The organism is Streptomyces sp. NPDC050416, assembly GCF_044458845.1.
Classification (GTDB): domain Bacteria; phylum Actinomycetota; class Actinomycetes; order Streptomycetales; family Streptomycetaceae; genus Streptomyces.
In genome coordinates, this window is the sequence record NZ_JBITII010000003.1 from 102326 (window position 1) to 117230 (window position 14905).

At 74.1% G+C, this 14905-nt stretch carries 9 protein-coding genes, 1 tRNA gene and 1 pseudogene; 9 read left to right on the forward strand and 2 right to left on the reverse strand.

Annotated features, from left to right (window positions below):
- Positions 1-193: 193 nt before the first annotated feature.
- The 5 genes and pseudogenes from ACIBL4_RS10025 to ACIBL4_RS10045 all read left to right on the forward strand — a co-directional run bounded on the left by ACIBL4_RS10025 (position 194) and on the right by ACIBL4_RS10045 (position 8268).
- Complete coding sequence (locus tag ACIBL4_RS10025; RefSeq protein ID WP_086561620.1) at positions 194-1087, forward strand: xanthine dehydrogenase family protein subunit M; 894 nt, start codon at positions 194-196, stop codon at positions 1085-1087.
- Positions 1084-4080, forward strand: coding sequence for a 2Fe-2S iron-sulfur cluster-binding protein (locus ACIBL4_RS10030; RefSeq protein WP_399408277.1), 2997 nt, complete (start codon positions 1084-1086; stop codon positions 4078-4080). The genes ACIBL4_RS10025 and ACIBL4_RS10030 overlap by 4 nt, the downstream gene beginning before the upstream one ends.
- Positions 4077-6395 (forward strand): xanthine dehydrogenase family protein molybdopterin-binding subunit, encoded by a 2319-nt coding sequence (locus ACIBL4_RS10035; RefSeq protein WP_399408279.1) that lies wholly within the window; start codon positions 4077-4079, stop codon positions 6393-6395. Before ACIBL4_RS10030 ends, ACIBL4_RS10035 begins: the two co-directional genes overlap by 4 nt.
- A gap of 34 nt (positions 6396-6429) precedes the next feature.
- A pseudogene (locus ACIBL4_RS10040) lies at positions 6430-6931 on the forward strand (AAA family ATPase).
- A 170-nt stretch (positions 6932-7101) separates the two neighbouring features.
- Positions 7102-8268 carry an SUKH-4 family immunity protein gene (locus tag ACIBL4_RS10045; protein WP_399408281.1) on the forward strand — a complete coding sequence of 389 codons (1167 nt, stop codon included), beginning with the start codon at positions 7102-7104 and terminating at the stop codon, positions 8266-8268.
- A gap of 11 nt (positions 8269-8279) precedes the next feature.
- Here the strand turns inward: ACIBL4_RS10045 and ACIBL4_RS10050 are convergent, their stop codons facing one another.
- Positions 8280-9503 (reverse strand): LPXTG cell wall anchor domain-containing protein, encoded by a 1224-nt coding sequence (locus tag ACIBL4_RS10050; protein WP_399408283.1) that lies wholly within the window; start codon positions 9501-9503, stop codon positions 8280-8282.
- Between the two features lie 209 nt (positions 9504-9712).
- Here ACIBL4_RS10050 and ACIBL4_RS10055 point away from each other — a divergent pair, with 209 nt between their 5' ends.
- On the forward strand, positions 9713-10201 hold the full coding sequence (locus ACIBL4_RS10055; protein ID WP_399408285.1) for a DUF6083 domain-containing protein: 489 nt from the start codon (positions 9713-9715) through the stop codon (positions 10199-10201).
- Positions 10202-10214: 13 nt separating this feature from the next.
- On the opposite strand, the gene ACIBL4_RS10060 is transcribed toward ACIBL4_RS10055, so the two are convergent.
- A tRNA-Cys gene (locus tag ACIBL4_RS10060) sits at positions 10215-10289 on the reverse strand.
- 194 nt (positions 10290-10483) lie between these two features.
- Here ACIBL4_RS10060 and ACIBL4_RS10065 point away from each other — a divergent pair.
- The 3 genes from ACIBL4_RS10065 (at position 10484) to ACIBL4_RS10075 (ending at position 14830) form a co-directional block, all read left to right on the forward strand.
- The gene (locus ACIBL4_RS10065; protein WP_399408287.1) at positions 10484-11953 is read left to right on the forward strand and encodes an MFS transporter; all 1470 of its coding nucleotides are present in this window, start codon (positions 10484-10486) and stop codon (positions 11951-11953) included.
- 156 nt (positions 11954-12109) lie between these two features.
- Positions 12110-13909, forward strand: coding sequence for a DEAD/DEAH box helicase (locus ACIBL4_RS10070; protein ID WP_399408289.1), 1800 nt, complete (start codon positions 12110-12112; stop codon positions 13907-13909).
- 279 nt (positions 13910-14188) lie between these two features.
- Entirely contained in the window at positions 14189-14830 is a 642-nt protein-coding gene (locus tag ACIBL4_RS10075; RefSeq protein WP_086561612.1) for an IclR family transcriptional regulator, read from the forward strand.
- The last annotated feature ends 75 nt before the right edge of the window (positions 14831-14905 follow it).

Consider the following 14905-nt stretch of genomic DNA (forward strand, 5'->3'; position numbering starts at 1 on the left):
GCCAATCGCCACGCACTGGTGAACCAGTGCGAAAACGGACCATCTCGCCGGTGAGGTGGGCGAATGCCTCCTAGCGGACCCGTGTCTTCGGCTCTCGCCAAGATGTGCCAGAGTTGCCACGTCCGCCCTGTCAGCACGTACCGTACGGCAGCACAGGTGGGACCAGGTGGGGCAGCGGGAAGGGGCAGCCGGTTTGACCACGCACGCACCGCAGGCGGCGCAGGCCGTCACGCTGCCCACGACGCTGGACGAGGCCGTCGCGGCACTCACCGCCGTGCCCGCCGCCGTGCCCGTCGCGGGCGGCACCGACCTGATGGCCGCCGTCAACTCCGGACAGCTCAGGCCCGCCGCGCTGGTGGGACTCGGCAAGATCAGCGAGATCCGCGGCTGGCAGTACCTGGACGGCCACGCGCTGCTCGGCGCGGGCCTCACGCACGCGCGCATGGGCCGCCCCGACTTCGCGGCCCTGATCCCGGCGCTCGCCGCCGCCGCGCGCGCCGCGGGCCCGCCGCACATCCGCAACGCGGGCACCCTGGGCGGCAACATCGCCTCGGCCGCCCCCACCGGGGACGCGCTGCCGGTGCTGGCCGCCCTGGAGGCGACCCTGATCATCGCGGGCCCGGGCGGGGCCCGCCGGGAGATCCCGGTGTCGCACCTGCTGGCCGGGATGGACATGCTGCGCGCCGGTGAACTCATCGGCTACGTGCGCGTGCCGTTGCTGCACGCCCCGCAGGTCTTCCTGAAGGCCACCGGCCGGACCGGCCCGGGGCGCGCGGTGGCGTCCGTGGCCCTGGTCCTGGACCCCGCACGCCGGGGTGTGCGCTGCGCGGTGGGCGCCATAGCGCCGATGCCGCTGCGGCCCCTGGAGGCCGAGCAGTGGGTCGGCCGGCTCATCGACTGGGACAACAACCGCGCGCTCGTGCCGGAGGCGCTGAGCGCCTTCGGGGAGTACGTCGCCGCGGCCTGCATCCCCGACGCGGCCCCGGCCGAGGACGGCTCCGTACCGCAGCTCCCGCCCGCCGTACTGCACCTGCGGCGCACCGTCGCCGCGCTGGCCCGACGAGCACTGGGGAGGGCGCTGTCGTGACCGACGACCAGCACGGAGAGGGCACGCACCGGGGCGGGAGCCGCTGGGACCCGCTGCCCCAGGGTGAGTACGACGACGGCGCCACCGCCTTCGTCGAACTCCCCGAGGGGGGCGTCGACGCCCTGCTGGCCGCCGACAGTCCCCTCGCCGCGCCCGGCCACGGCTACGTACCGCCGCAGATAACGGTCGACCCCGCCACGACCGCCGGCACCGACCCGGCGGCCCCCGGAGCGTGGCCGGTGCCCGGCGCGCCCGTCGACGGCGCCCAGTGGCACGACCCGCACGCCGCCCACCGGCAGGGCTACGAGCAGGGCGGCCACCAGCAGCCCGGACACGAAACGGGGGAGCAGTCGTACGGCTCGCAGGCGCCGTACGGATCCGGCACGCCCTACGGCTCCGACGCGCAGGCGGGGCGGCACGGCGCGGACGACCGCTTCACGTACAACCCCGGAGCCACCGGGCAGTGGAACTTCGAGGACGCCGGGGCGGCGGAGACCGCGCCCGGCCATGACGTGACCGGACAGTGGTCCATCCCCGTCGCCGGGGGCGACCTGCCGGACGAGTCGGGCGAGTTCACCACGTCCTCGCTGGTCGAACAGTGGGGTGGCACCCCGCCGCCGACGCTGCCGGGCGGTGCGCCCGCGCCGTGGGCGACCCAGGCGGCGGGCCGGCCGTGGGGGCAGCAGGTCCCGCAGGACACGGCGGGGCAGGAGCAGAACGGGCCAGGCTATCCGCACGAGCACGGGCAGCCGGGGGCTGCCGGACCGGCCTCCGAGTACGCACCGGACCCGGGCGCGCGGAGCCCCCATGCCGTGGAGCAACAGCCCGCCGGGCCCCTGCCGCAGGAGGCGGACCCGACGGCCGGCCACGCCGCGGGAGCGACCGACGGCACCGGTCACGCGCCGCAGCGGCCGGAGGACGCCGGGCAGACGCCTGAGGCGTCGGGGTTCGGCGGTCACGGGCAGGAGTCGTCCGGGTTCGCTGATCATGGGCAGGAGCCGCCGTCGGAGTTCGGCCGTCACGGGCAGGCGTCGACCGGGTTGAGCAGCCATGGACCGGAGTCGTCCGGGCCGGGCGGCCATCGGCCGGAGATGTCCGGCGCCGGTCACGCGCCCCAGCCGTCCGACGGCGGCGACCACGCGCCGGAGCAGCCGGAGTTCGCCGGCCACGGCTCGGCTCCGTCCGCCTTCGCCGGCCACCGCCCGGAGCAGTCGGCCTACGCCGATCACGGCGCGGACCCGCACGGTGCGCCCGACCACGGCCCGGGCCCGCACGGCTTCACGGAGCACGGCCCGGAGTCGCACGGCGTGCCCGGCCAGGGCTCGGACCCGCACGGTGCGCCCGACCACGGCCCGGGCCCGCACGGCTTCACGGAGCACGGCCCGGAGTCGCACGGTGTGCCGGGCCAGGGCTCTGAGTCGCACGGTGTGCCCGGCCACGGCCCGGATCAGTCCGCCTTCACGGACCGCGGCTCGGATCCGTCCGCGTTCGCCGATCACCGCCCGGAGCAGCCGGCTTACGCCGATCACGGCGCGGAGTCGCACGGCGTGCCCGGCCACGGCCCGGATCCGCATGGTTTCACGGAGCACGGGGGATCGGACCCGGACGGGGCGCCCGGCCGAGGCCCGGAGCCCTCCGGCCCACCCGGACACGGCCCGGAGCCGCATGGAGCGACCGGCCACGAGTCGGCCCAGTCCGCCTTCACGGACCACGGCTCCGAGTCGTCCGACTTCACCGGACGCCGCCCGCAGCCGCACCCCTTCACCGACCACCACGGCCCCGAGCCCTCCGGCCCCGCCGGCCACGGGCCGGAACAGTCGGGCACACCCACCCCCGGCCCGGAGCCATCCGGCCCACCCGGACACGCGCCGCAGCACTCGGGCCCTGACGGTGAGCCGACCCAGCACCACCCCGGGTCGGACGCGAACGGCCCCGAACGGTCCGCGTCCCCCCAGCCGTACCCCGAGGCTCCCGGGGAGACCCGCGGTGAGCCCGCGCACGACGAGCCGCACGCGGAAGCCGCCGCGCGCCCGCAGACCGTCCAGGAAGCCTCACAGGACGCTCCCGGCCACGGTGAGGTCGCCGAGGCAACCGAGGACGCCCCAAGGGCCGCAGAGCCCGCTGACGCCCCCGCCGAGCCGTCCGCCGGGCCCCTCCCCGACGAGGCGGACCCGGACGCCGGGCCGGAGTCCGCCGACGGCGAGACCCCGGACGAGCCGGCATCGCAGGACCCGTCCGGTGACGCGCACGACTCGGGCGACAGCGAGGACGAGGCGTCCCAGGACGCGCCCTCCACCGCCCCGCAGGACGAACACCCCCTCGCCTCCTTCGTCCTGCGTGTCAACGGCACCGACCGCCCCGTCACCGACGCGTGGATCGGCGAGTCCCTGCTGTACGTGCTGCGCGAGCGGCTCGGACTCGCGGGGGCCAAGGACGGCTGCTCGCAGGGCGAGTGCGGCGCGTGCAACGTCCAGGTCGACGGGCGGCTCGTCGCGTCCTGCCTGGTCCCGGCCGTGACCGCCGCGGGCAGCGAGGTCCGAACCGTCGAGGGCCTGGCCGAGGACGGCCGGCCGTCGGACGTGCAGCGGGCGCTCGCGCGCTGCGGCGCCGTGCAGTGCGGCTTCTGCGTACCCGGCATGGCGATGACCGTGCACGACCTCCTGGAGGGCAACCCGGCGCCCAGCGAGCTGGAGACCCGCCAGGCGCTGTGCGGCAACCTGTGCCGCTGCTCCGGCTACCGGGGCGTGGTGGACGCCGTGAAGGAGGTCGTCGCCGAACGCCAGGCACACAGCGCGCCCGCCGACGGCGACCCGGACGAGGCCCGTATCCCGCACCAGGCGGGCCCGGGCGCCGGCGGCGTCCACGCGTCGGCCTTCGGCTCGGCCCCCGAACCGCACGCCCCGAACCCGCACGCTCAGGATCCGCACGCCCCGGACCCGCACACTCCAGACCCTCATGACCAGCCCTACGGCCAGGACGGAGGCCCCGCGTGAGCAACGAAGCAGCCACCGCTCAGGCCGCACAGGCCGCGGAGGCCGCCCCCGCCCCCGAACCGCTGCCCCACGGCCTGGGCGCCTCCCTCCCTCCCGCCGACGCCCGCGCCAAGACGGAGGGCACCTTCCCGTACGCCGCCGACCTGTGGGCCGAGGGCCTGCTGTGGGCGGCCGTGCTGCGCTCACCGCACCCGCACGCGCGCATCGTGTCCATCGACACCTCCCACGCGCGCGAGATGCCCGGCGTACGCGCCGTCGTCACCCACGAGGACGTCCCCGGGCTTGCGTTGCACGGCCGCGGCAAGGCCGACCGCCCGGTCTTCGCCTCCGAGGTCGTACGCCACCACGGTGAGCCCATCGCCGCCGTGGCGGCCGACCACCCGGACACCGCGCGCATGGCCGCCGCCGCCGTCATCGTCGAGTACGAGGTGCTCGACCCGGTGACCGACCCGGAACAGGCCTTCGAGGCCGAGCCGCTGCACCCCGACGGGAACCTGATCCGGCACATCCCGCTGCGCCACGGCGACCCGGAGGCGGCCGGCGAGATCGTCGTCGAGGGCCTGTACCGCATCGGCCGCCAGGACCCCGCGCCCATCGGCGCCGAGGCGGGCCTGGCCGTCCCGCGCCCGGACGGCGGTGTGGAGCTGTACCTCGCCTCCACCGACCCGCACGCCGACCGCGACAGGGCCGCCGCCGCCTTCGGCCTGGAACCCGAGCGGGTCAAGGTCGTCGTCACCGGCGTCCCCGGTGCCACGGCCGACCGGGAGGACCAGGGCTTCCAACTCCCGCTCGGCCTGCTGGCGCTGCGCACCGGCTGCCCGGTGAAACTCGCGGCCACGCGCGAGGAGTCCTTCCTCGGGCACACCCACCGGCACCCCACCCTGCTGCGCTACCGCCACCACGCCGACGCCGAGGGCAGACTCGTGAAGGTGGAGGCGCAGATCCTGCTCGACGCGGGCGCCTACGCCGACACCTCCGCCGACGCCCTGGCCGCCGCCGTCGCGTTCGCCTGCGGCCCGTACGTCGTCCCGAACGCCTTCATCGAGGGCTGGGCCGTACGCACCAACAACCCCCCGTCCGGCCATGTGCGCGGCGAGGGCGCCATGCAGGTCTGCGCCGCCTACGAGGCGCAGATGGACAAGATCGCCAAGAAGCTCGGCATCGACCCGGCCGAGGTGCGGCTGCGCAACGCCATGGCGACGGGCGACGTGCTGCCGACCGGCCAGACCGTGACCTGTCCGGCCCCCGTCGCCGAACTGCTCCAGGCCGTACGGGACTTCCCGCTCCCGCCGCTGCCCAAGGACACGCCCGAGGAGGAGTGGCTGCTGTCCGGCGGCCCCGAGGGCGCGGGCGAACCGAGCGCGGTGCGCCGGGGGGTGGGCTACGGCGTGGGCATGGTGCACATGCTCGGCGCGGAGGGCGCGGACGAGGTCTCCACGGCGACCGTGAAGGTCCACGACGGTGTGGCGACGGTGCTGTGCGCGGCCGTCGAGACCGGCCAGGGCTTCACGACCCTGGCCCGGCAGATCGTGCAGGAGACGCTCGGCATAGACGAGGTGCACGTGGCGCCGGTCGACACCGACCAGCCACCGGCGGGCGCGGGCTGCCGCGGCCGGCACACCTGGGTCTCGGGCGGTGCGGTGGAGCGCGCGGCCAAGATGGTCCGTACGCAGCTCCTGCAGCCGCTCGCCCACAAGTTCGGCATGTCCACGGAGCTGCTCCAGATCACCGACGGCAAGATCACGTCGTACGACGGCGTCCTGTCGACGACCGTCACCGAGGCGCTGGACGGCAAGGAACTGTGGGCCACCGCCCAGTGCCGCCCGCACCCGACCGAGCCGCTGAACGAGGCCGGCCAGGGCGACGCGTTCGTCGGCATGTCCTTCTGCGCGATCCGCGCGGTGGTGGACGTCGACATCGAGATCGGTTCCGTACGGGTCGTGGAACTGGCCGTCGCCCAGGACGTGGGGCGGGTCCTGAACCCGGCCCAGCTGGCCGCCCGGATCGAGGCGGGCGTGACCCAGGGCCTGGGCATCGCGCTGACCGAGAACCTGCGCACCCCGCGCGGCCTGATCCGCCACCCGGACCTGACCGGTTACGCCCTCCCGACCGCGCTCGACGCGCCCGACATCCGCATCGTCCGCCTGGTCGAAGAACGGGACGTCGTCGCCCCCTTCGGGGCGAAGGCGGTCAGCGCGGTGCCGGTGGTGACGTCCCCGGCGGCCATCGCGTCCGCCGTACGGGCCGCCACGGGCCGCCCCGTGAACCGCCTGCCCATCCGCCCGCAGGCGGCGGTGGTGACGGAACGGGCGTGACGCCCGTGCGGCCGGCGTCGTCCTGGTCACCGGGATGATGGCGGCCGGCAAGTCGACCGTCGCCCAGGCGCTGGCGGAGACGCTGCCGCGGGCGGCGCACGTCAGGGGTGACCTGTTCCGGCGCATGATCGTGTCCGGGCGCGAGGAGTACCTCCCCCGCGCCGGGGACGAGGCCCGGGCCCAACTCCTGCTCCGCCACCGCCTGTCGGCGGCGACGGCGGACGCGTACGCCGAGGCCGGGTTCACGGCGGTCGTGCAGGACGTGGTGCTGGGCGAGGACCTGAGGACGTACACCGGTCTGGTGCGCACCCGGCCGCTGTACGTGGTCGTCCTCGCGCCGCGGGCCGAGGCGGTGGCCGCGCGGGAGGTGGAGCGGACGGAGACGGGATACGGCGCCGCCTGGACCGTCGGCATGCTGGACGAGGCGCTGCGCGCGGACGCCGCGCATCGGACTGTGGCTGGACACATCGGAGCTGACGGTGGGGCAGACCGTGGCGGCGATTCTGGGGGAGAGGCAACGCGCGAGGGTGCTCTGAGCGTCCTGTGAGGTGGACGCGTGTGGTCGCCGGGGCGCGCGTCGCTGTTCCGGGGCGTTGTCAGTGGTGGGGCGTACTGTTCTGGGCAGTGGGGGACGGCTGCCGGGCCTGGCCGGGCGGTCTGCCGTGCCCCGCCAGGGGACGGTGAGCAAGCACATGCGGGGGAGCCCATGAGTACGACCGACGCCGGTTCCGCGGTGATCACCCTGACCGAGTCCGAGCTGGATCCGTGGGTGACGCACGCGTCGACGCGGCACTGGCTGACCGGGCCCGGACTGCCCTGCGGCAGCGGCGTGCTGAGCTTCGCCGAGCTGGACCGGGAGGGCCTGCGCACGGTGGCGGACTCGACGGGCGATCCGTCGGACCGGCTGTCGGCGGAGCTGCGCGAGCAGCTCGTCATAGGCGGGCTGCTCGGCCCGGGAGGCCTGGAGACGGAGTCGGTCCTGCTGGACGGCGCGACGGGCGAGATCTCGACGACGTACGTCCTGCACGACCGCCCCGACCTGATGGACCGCCGCCCCCTGGCGCCCTCGCTGCGGACGCTGGTGCGCTTCGCCGAGGCGACGGACGAACTGGCGGGCCTGCGCGGCCAGTTCGCCTCCTACGCGGGCCGCTTCGGCCCCAAGGCGGTGGCGGAGGCGTCCCAGCACCTGCTGGCGGTGTTCCGGGACGGGGCGGACGGCGAGCCGGCCCCGTTCTGGAAGATGGCGGCGCTGATCCGCCCGCTGTCCCTGGTCGCGGGCCGGGGCGGCGCGTCCGGCCTGTCCCTGGACCTCCCGCACCGCCTCCTGGACCAGGAGTTCGGCCCCGGCAAGGTGGCCCGCTTCGAGGACGTCGACTTCCCCGCGACGCTCACGCACGAGCCGACCCGCCGCTTCCTGCGCGAGGTGGGCCTCCCGGAGGAGGCCCACGTCTTCTCCCTGGACACGGACGTGCCCCTGGCGACGCTGGCCGAGTACCACGCCGACTCGGACGGCCTCGCGGAGCTCCCCTCCGGAGCCCACCGCCTGATACGCCTCGGTCATCTCGTCGAGGACAACAGCCTGGTCGTCGACGGTGCGACGGGTGCGGTCCTGAACTGGAGCGAGCCCGAGGCCACGCTGTCCCCGCTGAACACGGACGTCTCGACCCTGGCCTTCACCCTCTGGCTCCTGCACCGCGAGCGGGCGATCGACGCCCAGTCGGACCACGAGCTGACGACCGACACGTACGACCAGCTGGCCATGACGATGCTCCAGGTCCTCTCGGCGGTCGACCCGACGGGCGTCACGCCCGGCAGCTCGGGCCGTCACTACTGGACGGACGCGTTCCGGGACGAGGCGGGCGGGGTGCTCTGACGGCGCTGCCGTCAGGCGGACCCGGCGGCGCCGCGGCGGCGGCGTACGGCGAAGACCAGGCCGCCACCGATCACCGCGGTGGCGGCCGCGGCACCGGCGAGGAGCGGGGTGCCGTCGGAGCCGGTGGAGGCGAGGTTGCCGCCGGTGGTACCGCCGGTCGTGGTGCCGCTGGAACCACCCGTCGTGGTGCCGGTCGAGGCCGACGCCGAGGGGGAGGCCGTGGCACCCGTGCCGCCGGCGGCCTGGCCCTCCGGGTCGTTTCCGTTCCCGCCGTTGCCGGAGCCACCGTCGGAGCCGTCCGAGGGGCTCGGCCCGGGCTCGTTGTCGCTCGGCAGGTCGATGCGGATCAGGGCGGTGTTGTTGGCACGGTTCTTGTCGTACGCGGGGGCGATGTCGTAGACGGACGACGCCTTGACCTCGCCCTCGGGGTCCTGCGCCGACTTCTCGATCTTCAGCGTGAAGGTGTACGCCAGGGACTGGCCCACGTCGAGGGTCCCGTCCTGCGGCCAGCAGACGTACTTGGGCTTGCCCGTGGTCCCCTGCGGTCCGCTCGGCCCGTCGATCCCGAACGGCGCGCAGCCCTTGGGCACGCCGACGGCGACGGTGCCCGGCGGGATCTGCACCAGCAGGCCCGGGAGGTCGTCGCTCTCCTGGTTCTGCACCCAACCGGGACCGTCGTTGCGCAGGGTCGCCGTGACCGACTGCTCCTCACCGGGCAGCGCCTCGGTGTCCTCGCCGACGGCCACGAGGTCGGCGGTGTTGTCGGCGGTCAGGGTGAGCCGCCGGTAGCTGTCGTCGTATCCCTCGCCCGGGGCCTCACCGGTCGCGCTCGTGCCGTACTCGACGGCCTCCATCAGGGCGTTGCCCAGCGCCTTGAACCGGACGGGCGTGGTGACGGAGGCGCCGGGCTCGATGACCGTGTCGAGCTCGCACAGGGCCTGCCGCACCTGGTCCTTGACGGTCGAGTACGTGCAGCCCTGCACCTGCTCGGGGAAGTCCAGCCCGCGCGTGAGGCGGACCCGGAAGGTGACTCCGTCCGCGGCGGCCGTGCCCTTGTTGGTGAGGGTGACGGACTTGTCGTACACCTCACCGGGCTTGGGAGTCGCGGAAGGCAGGGCCGACACGACCAGCTCGGGCGCGCCCTCCTCGGCCTGCGCCTGGGGTGCGGCGACAGCGGGACCGGCGACGGCGATCACGGCAGCGGTCAGGACGGCTGCCGAGGGGCGGAGGTGCACGGTGGTTCTCCTCGTCGAACAGGGGGGCGAGACGACCGGAACGTCGGCTACCGGTCATGTCCTGGACACGTAAGAGGCACTGAGGGTTGTGCGCGACTTCACGAAGCCCCGCCCCGAGTCGTGCACCGAGCCCTGACGCCCGGCGGATTGCCCCGTTGCGCCCTGAACGCGCCCTTTCCCGGTCCCCGACCCGCGCACATGCTCGCGCCATGGGGGACACAGACGAGTCGAGCATCATCCCGTTACCCGACCCCGACGGACACCGGCAGCGGCCACCGGACGCCCCGCGACCGTGGGAGAAGACCGACCGGGCCCAGGCCGCGATGGAAGGCGCCACCGGCCCCGAACCGCCCGCGCCGCCCGTCTGCCCCAACTGCGGGCTCGTCGGGGACCGGCGTGTCACCTACTACGGCTGGCATGTCCTCCTGGAACCGGACATGCTGGTGCCCGCGCACATGGTGCCCGCCTGGCACCGCTGGTACGTGGACTCCGACGGCACGGCATGGAACAGCCGCGAGGACGAGCCCGCGCCCGGTGCGGTGTGCCGCGTACCGCATCGGATCGCCTGCCCCGGGCTGAGGATCGAGGAGGTCGGCCTCTGGCGGTGGCTGGACGCCGTACGAGCGGAGAACGCGCGCCGGGCGCGGCGAAAGGCCGACGGGGGCACCGACCCGGCGGCACTTCCCGATGCCGGCTGACGCTTTGCGCCTCTGGAGGTCGTGGCGGGATTCGAACCCGCGTAACTCGCTTTGCAGGCGAGCCCCTGAACCACTCGGGCACACGACCGTGTCTGAACTCGTGCAGTGACCGTAGGCCGGGCTGGAGTGAGGGCTCAAGGGCATCGGGCGGGCTGCAACGCGACTGCCATACGCCGTTCATGAAGGGGGTGGCCGAGAGGAGGGGACGTACGACCAAGGTCCCACGAGGGGACCGTCTCGCGACAGGGGTCAAAGTGCCGCGTGGCCCTTACTCTGACGGTCATGACCGCCCCGAAGCCGCGTGACGCAGATGTCGTGGAAGCCGATGGCCTGACTTCCGTACCCGCGCCGGACCAGACCGTGCTGGGGCGGGAGTACCGGGCGCTGAGCTTCGGGATCGTCTCCGTGGTGCTGCTCATCGCCTTCGAGGCGACGGCGGTCGGTACGGCGATGCCCGTCGCGGCGCGGGAGTTGGACGGGGTGCCGCTGTACGCGTTCGCGTTCTCCGGGTACTTCACGACGAGTCTGTTCGGGATGGTGCTCTCCGGTCAGTGGTCGGACCGGCGCGGCCCCCTCGGGCCGTTGACGACGGGCATCGCCTCCTTCGGGGCCGGGCTGCTGCTGTCGGGGACGGCCGGGGCGATGTGGGTGTTCATCCTGGGGCGGGCCGTACAGGGGCTCGGCGGTGGGCTGGTGATCGTCGCGCTGTACGTCGTCGTCGGGCGGGCGTATCCGGAGCGGCTGCGGCCGGCCATCATGGCCGCGTTCGCCGCGGGCTGGATCCTGCCGTCGATCGTCGGCCCCCTCGCCGCCGGCACGGTGACCGAGCAGCTCGGGTGGCGGTGGGTGTTCATCGGGATACCCGTGCTCGTCGTCTTCCCGCTCGCGCTCGCGCTGCCGCAGATACGGCGCCGCGCGGCCGGGCCGGTGCCGACGCCGGACTCGGAGTCTGCTCCCGGCCGGCCCCCTTCCCTCAACCGCCGCCGCATCCGCCTGGCGCTGGCCATCTCCCTCGGCGCCGGCCTCCTCCAGTACGCCGCCCAGGACCTGCGCCCGCTCTCGCTCCTGCCGGGCGCCGCCGGACTGGCCCTGCTGGTGCCCGCCGTGCTCGGGCTGCTCCCGCGCGGCACCTACCGGGCCGCTCGCGGGCTGCCCTCCGTGGTGCTGCTGCGCGGCGTCGCCGCGGGGTCCTTCATCGCCGCCGAATCCTTCGTGCCGCTGATGCTGGTGACCCAGCGGGGGCTCAGTCCGACGCTGGCCGGCTTCTCGCTCGCGGCGGGCGGCGGGACGTGGGCGCTGGGCTCGTGGGTGCAGTCGCGGCCGCGGTTCGAGCCCTACCGGGAGCGGTTGACGACCCTCGGCATGCTGCTGGTGGCGGCGGCCATCGCCACCGCGCCGAGTGTGCTGCTCGACTCCGTGCCCGTGTGGACCCTGGCCGTCGCCTGGGCCTTCGGCTGCTTCGGCATGGGCCTCGTCATCTCCTCCACGAGCGTGCTCCTGCTCAAGCTCTCCGCCCCCGAGGAGGCCGGCACCAACTCCGCCGCCCTCCAGATCTCCGACGGCCTGTCCAACGTCGTCCTGCTCTCCGCCGGCGGCGCCGCCTTCGCCGCCCTCGGCGGCGGCACGGTCACCCACACCACCACCACCACCGCCACCGCCTCCCACCCGGCCGCCTTCGCCGCGGTGTTCCTGCCGATGGCGGTGGTCGCGCTGGTGGGGGCCTGGGTGACCACGCGACTGCGGGAGCGGTGAGGAGCCCTGCCGGGCTGTGACGTGAATCCCACCCGGGCATGACCCGGGCTGGTCCGCGCATGAGCGTGGTGGGCCGCCGGTAGGGTGGCCCGGTTGTCATACGTAGCCGAGCCGTCAGGCTCCCTCGAACGAGCCGCCCGACCCCCAACGGAGACCGTGACTACCACCGCCGGCACCAGCTCTGCCTCGCACCACCTGTCCCCGGCGTTCCCCGGCCGCGCCCCCTGGGGTACCGCAAGCAAGCTGCGCGCCTGGCAGCAGGGCGCGATGGAGAAGTACATCCAGGAGCAGCCGCGGGACTTCCTGGCGGTCGCCACCCCCGGCGCCGGCAAGACGACCTTCGCGCTGACGCTGGCGTCCTGGCTGCTGCACCACCATGTCGTGCAGCAGGTCACCGTGGTGGCCCCGACCGAGCACCTGAAGAAGCAGTGGGCGGAGGCCGCGGCCCGGATAGGCATCAAGCTCGACCCGGAGTACAGCGCCGGGCCGCTCGGCCGGGAGTACCACGGGATCGCCGTGACGTACGCGGGCGTCGGCGTGCGGCCGATGCTCCACCGGAACCGGGTGGAGCAGCGCAAGACGCTGGTCATCCTCGACGAGATCCATCACGCCGGTGACAGCAAGTCCTGGGGCGAGGCCTGTCTGGAGGCCTTCGAGCCCGCGACCCGCCGGCTGGCCCTGACCGGTACGCCCTTCCGCTCCGACACCAACCCCATCCCCTTCGTGACGTACGAGGAGGGGAACGACGGGATCCGGCGGTCCGCCGCGGACTACACCTACGGCTACGGCAACGCCCTCGCCGACAACGTCGTCCGGCCCGTCATCTTCCTCTCCTACAGCGGCAACATGCGCTGGCGCACCAAGGCCGGGGACGAGGTCGCCGCGCGGCTCGGCGAGCCCATGACCAAGGACGCCATCAGCCAGGCCTGGCGGACCGCCCTCGATCCGCGCGGCGAGTGGATGCCGGCCGTGCTGCGCGCCGCCGACCAGCGGCTGACCGAGGTCAGGAAGGCCATCCCGGACGCCGGCGCGCTCGTCATCGCCTCCGACCAGGACTCGGCGCGCGCGTACGCCAAGCTGATCCGCGAGATCACGGGCAGCAAGGCGACCCTCGTGCTCTCCGACGACTCCGGCGCCTCCGAGCGGATCGACGAGTTCAGCAACAACACCGACCGGTGGATGGTCGCGGTGCGGATGGTGTCCGAGGGCGTCGACGTGCCGCGCCTCGCGGTGGGCGTGTACGCCACCACCATCTCCACTCCGCTGTTCTTCGCGCAGGCCGTCGGCCGTTTCGTACGGTCCCGGCGGCGTGGCGAGACGGCCTCCGTGTTCCTGCCGACCGTGCCGGACCTGCTCTCCTTCGCCAACGAGATGGAGCGCGAACGCGACCACGTCCTCGACAAGCCCAAGAAGGAGGGCGAGGAGGACCCGTACGCCGAATCCGAGAAGGAGATGGAGGAGGCGAACAAGGAGCAGGACGAGGACACCGGCGAGCAGGACATGCTGCCCTTCGAGGCGCTGGAGTCCGACGCCGTCTTCGACCGGGTCATGTACAACGGCGCCGAGTTCGGCATGCAGGCCCACCCGGGCAGCGAGGAAGAGCAGGACTACCTCGGCATCCCCGGCCTGCTGGAACCCGACCAGGTCCAGCTGCTGCTGCAGAAGCGGCAGGCCCGGCAGATCGCGCACAGCCGCAAGAAGCCGGACGCGGAGGCCGACCTGCTCGAAGTGCCCGCCGAGCGGCGGCCGGTCGTCTCGCACAAGGAGATGATGGAGCTGCGGCGGCAGCTCAACACGATGGTCGGCGCGTACGTCCACCAGAGCGGCAAGCCGCACGGCGTGATCCACACGGAGCTGCGGCGCGTGTGCGGCGGGCCTCCGGCGGCGGAGGCGACGGCAGGGCAGCTACGGCAGCGGATCGCCAAGGTGCAGGAGTGGGCCACGCGCATGAAGTGACCCCCGGGTCGTACGTATGCGGGCAAAGGGCGCCAGTGGGTCCTGGACGGTGCCCGGATTCTGGACGGAGCCTTCCGCTCAGCGAACTCCCTTCGCTACTGTCCGGCTACGCACACGCCCCGTGGCAGCGCCGCCGCGGAGCGCAGCCGTGAAGCGACGCGGCCCGGACAGGCCGGGCCGCCGGCCGATCGGCGGCCTCTGAAGCGCGTCGCCGACGGGACTCGGTGACGCATCCACCGACCAGGGGGCCGTCGACCTCACCACTAAGGAGTGGGCGTCGTGACCGCGGAGACCTCCCAGACGCTCGACAGGGGACTACGTGTCCTCAAGCTGCTCGCCGACACGGACCACGGACTGACCGTGACCGAGCTCTCCCTCAAACTGGGCGTCAACCGGACCGTCGTGTACCGGTTGCTCGCCACGCTGGAACAGCACGCGCTCATACGCCGTGACCTGGGCGGACGTGCCCGGGTCGGGCTCGGCGTGCTGCGTCTGGGCCGGCAGGTCCACCCCCTCGTACGAGAGGCCGCGATGCCGGCGCTGCGGTCGCTGGCCGAGGACATCGGCGCGACGGCGCACCTGACCCTGGTGGACGGGGCGGACGCCCTCGCCGTGGCCGTGGTGGAGCCGACCTGGACGGACTACCACGTCGCCTACCGGGCAGGCTTCCGCCACCCCCTGGACCGGGGCGCCGCGGGCAAGGCGATCCTCGCGGCCCGGCAGCACCCGATGACGGACCCGGGCTTCACCCTGACCCACGGCGAGCTGGAGGCCGGCGCGTGCGGGGCGGCGGCGCCGCTGCTGGGCGTGACGGGCGTCGAGGGCAGCGTGGGCGTGGTGATGCTGGCGGACGTGGTGCCGGAGCGGGTGGGGGACAGGGTCGTCGAGGCGGCACGAGAGGTCGCGGACGCGCTGCGCTGACCTGTGCGGACGCGCTGTGCTGACGTGTGCGGATCCCTCCTGCCGGGCCCCGGGCGACCTGGGACCGGCCCGATT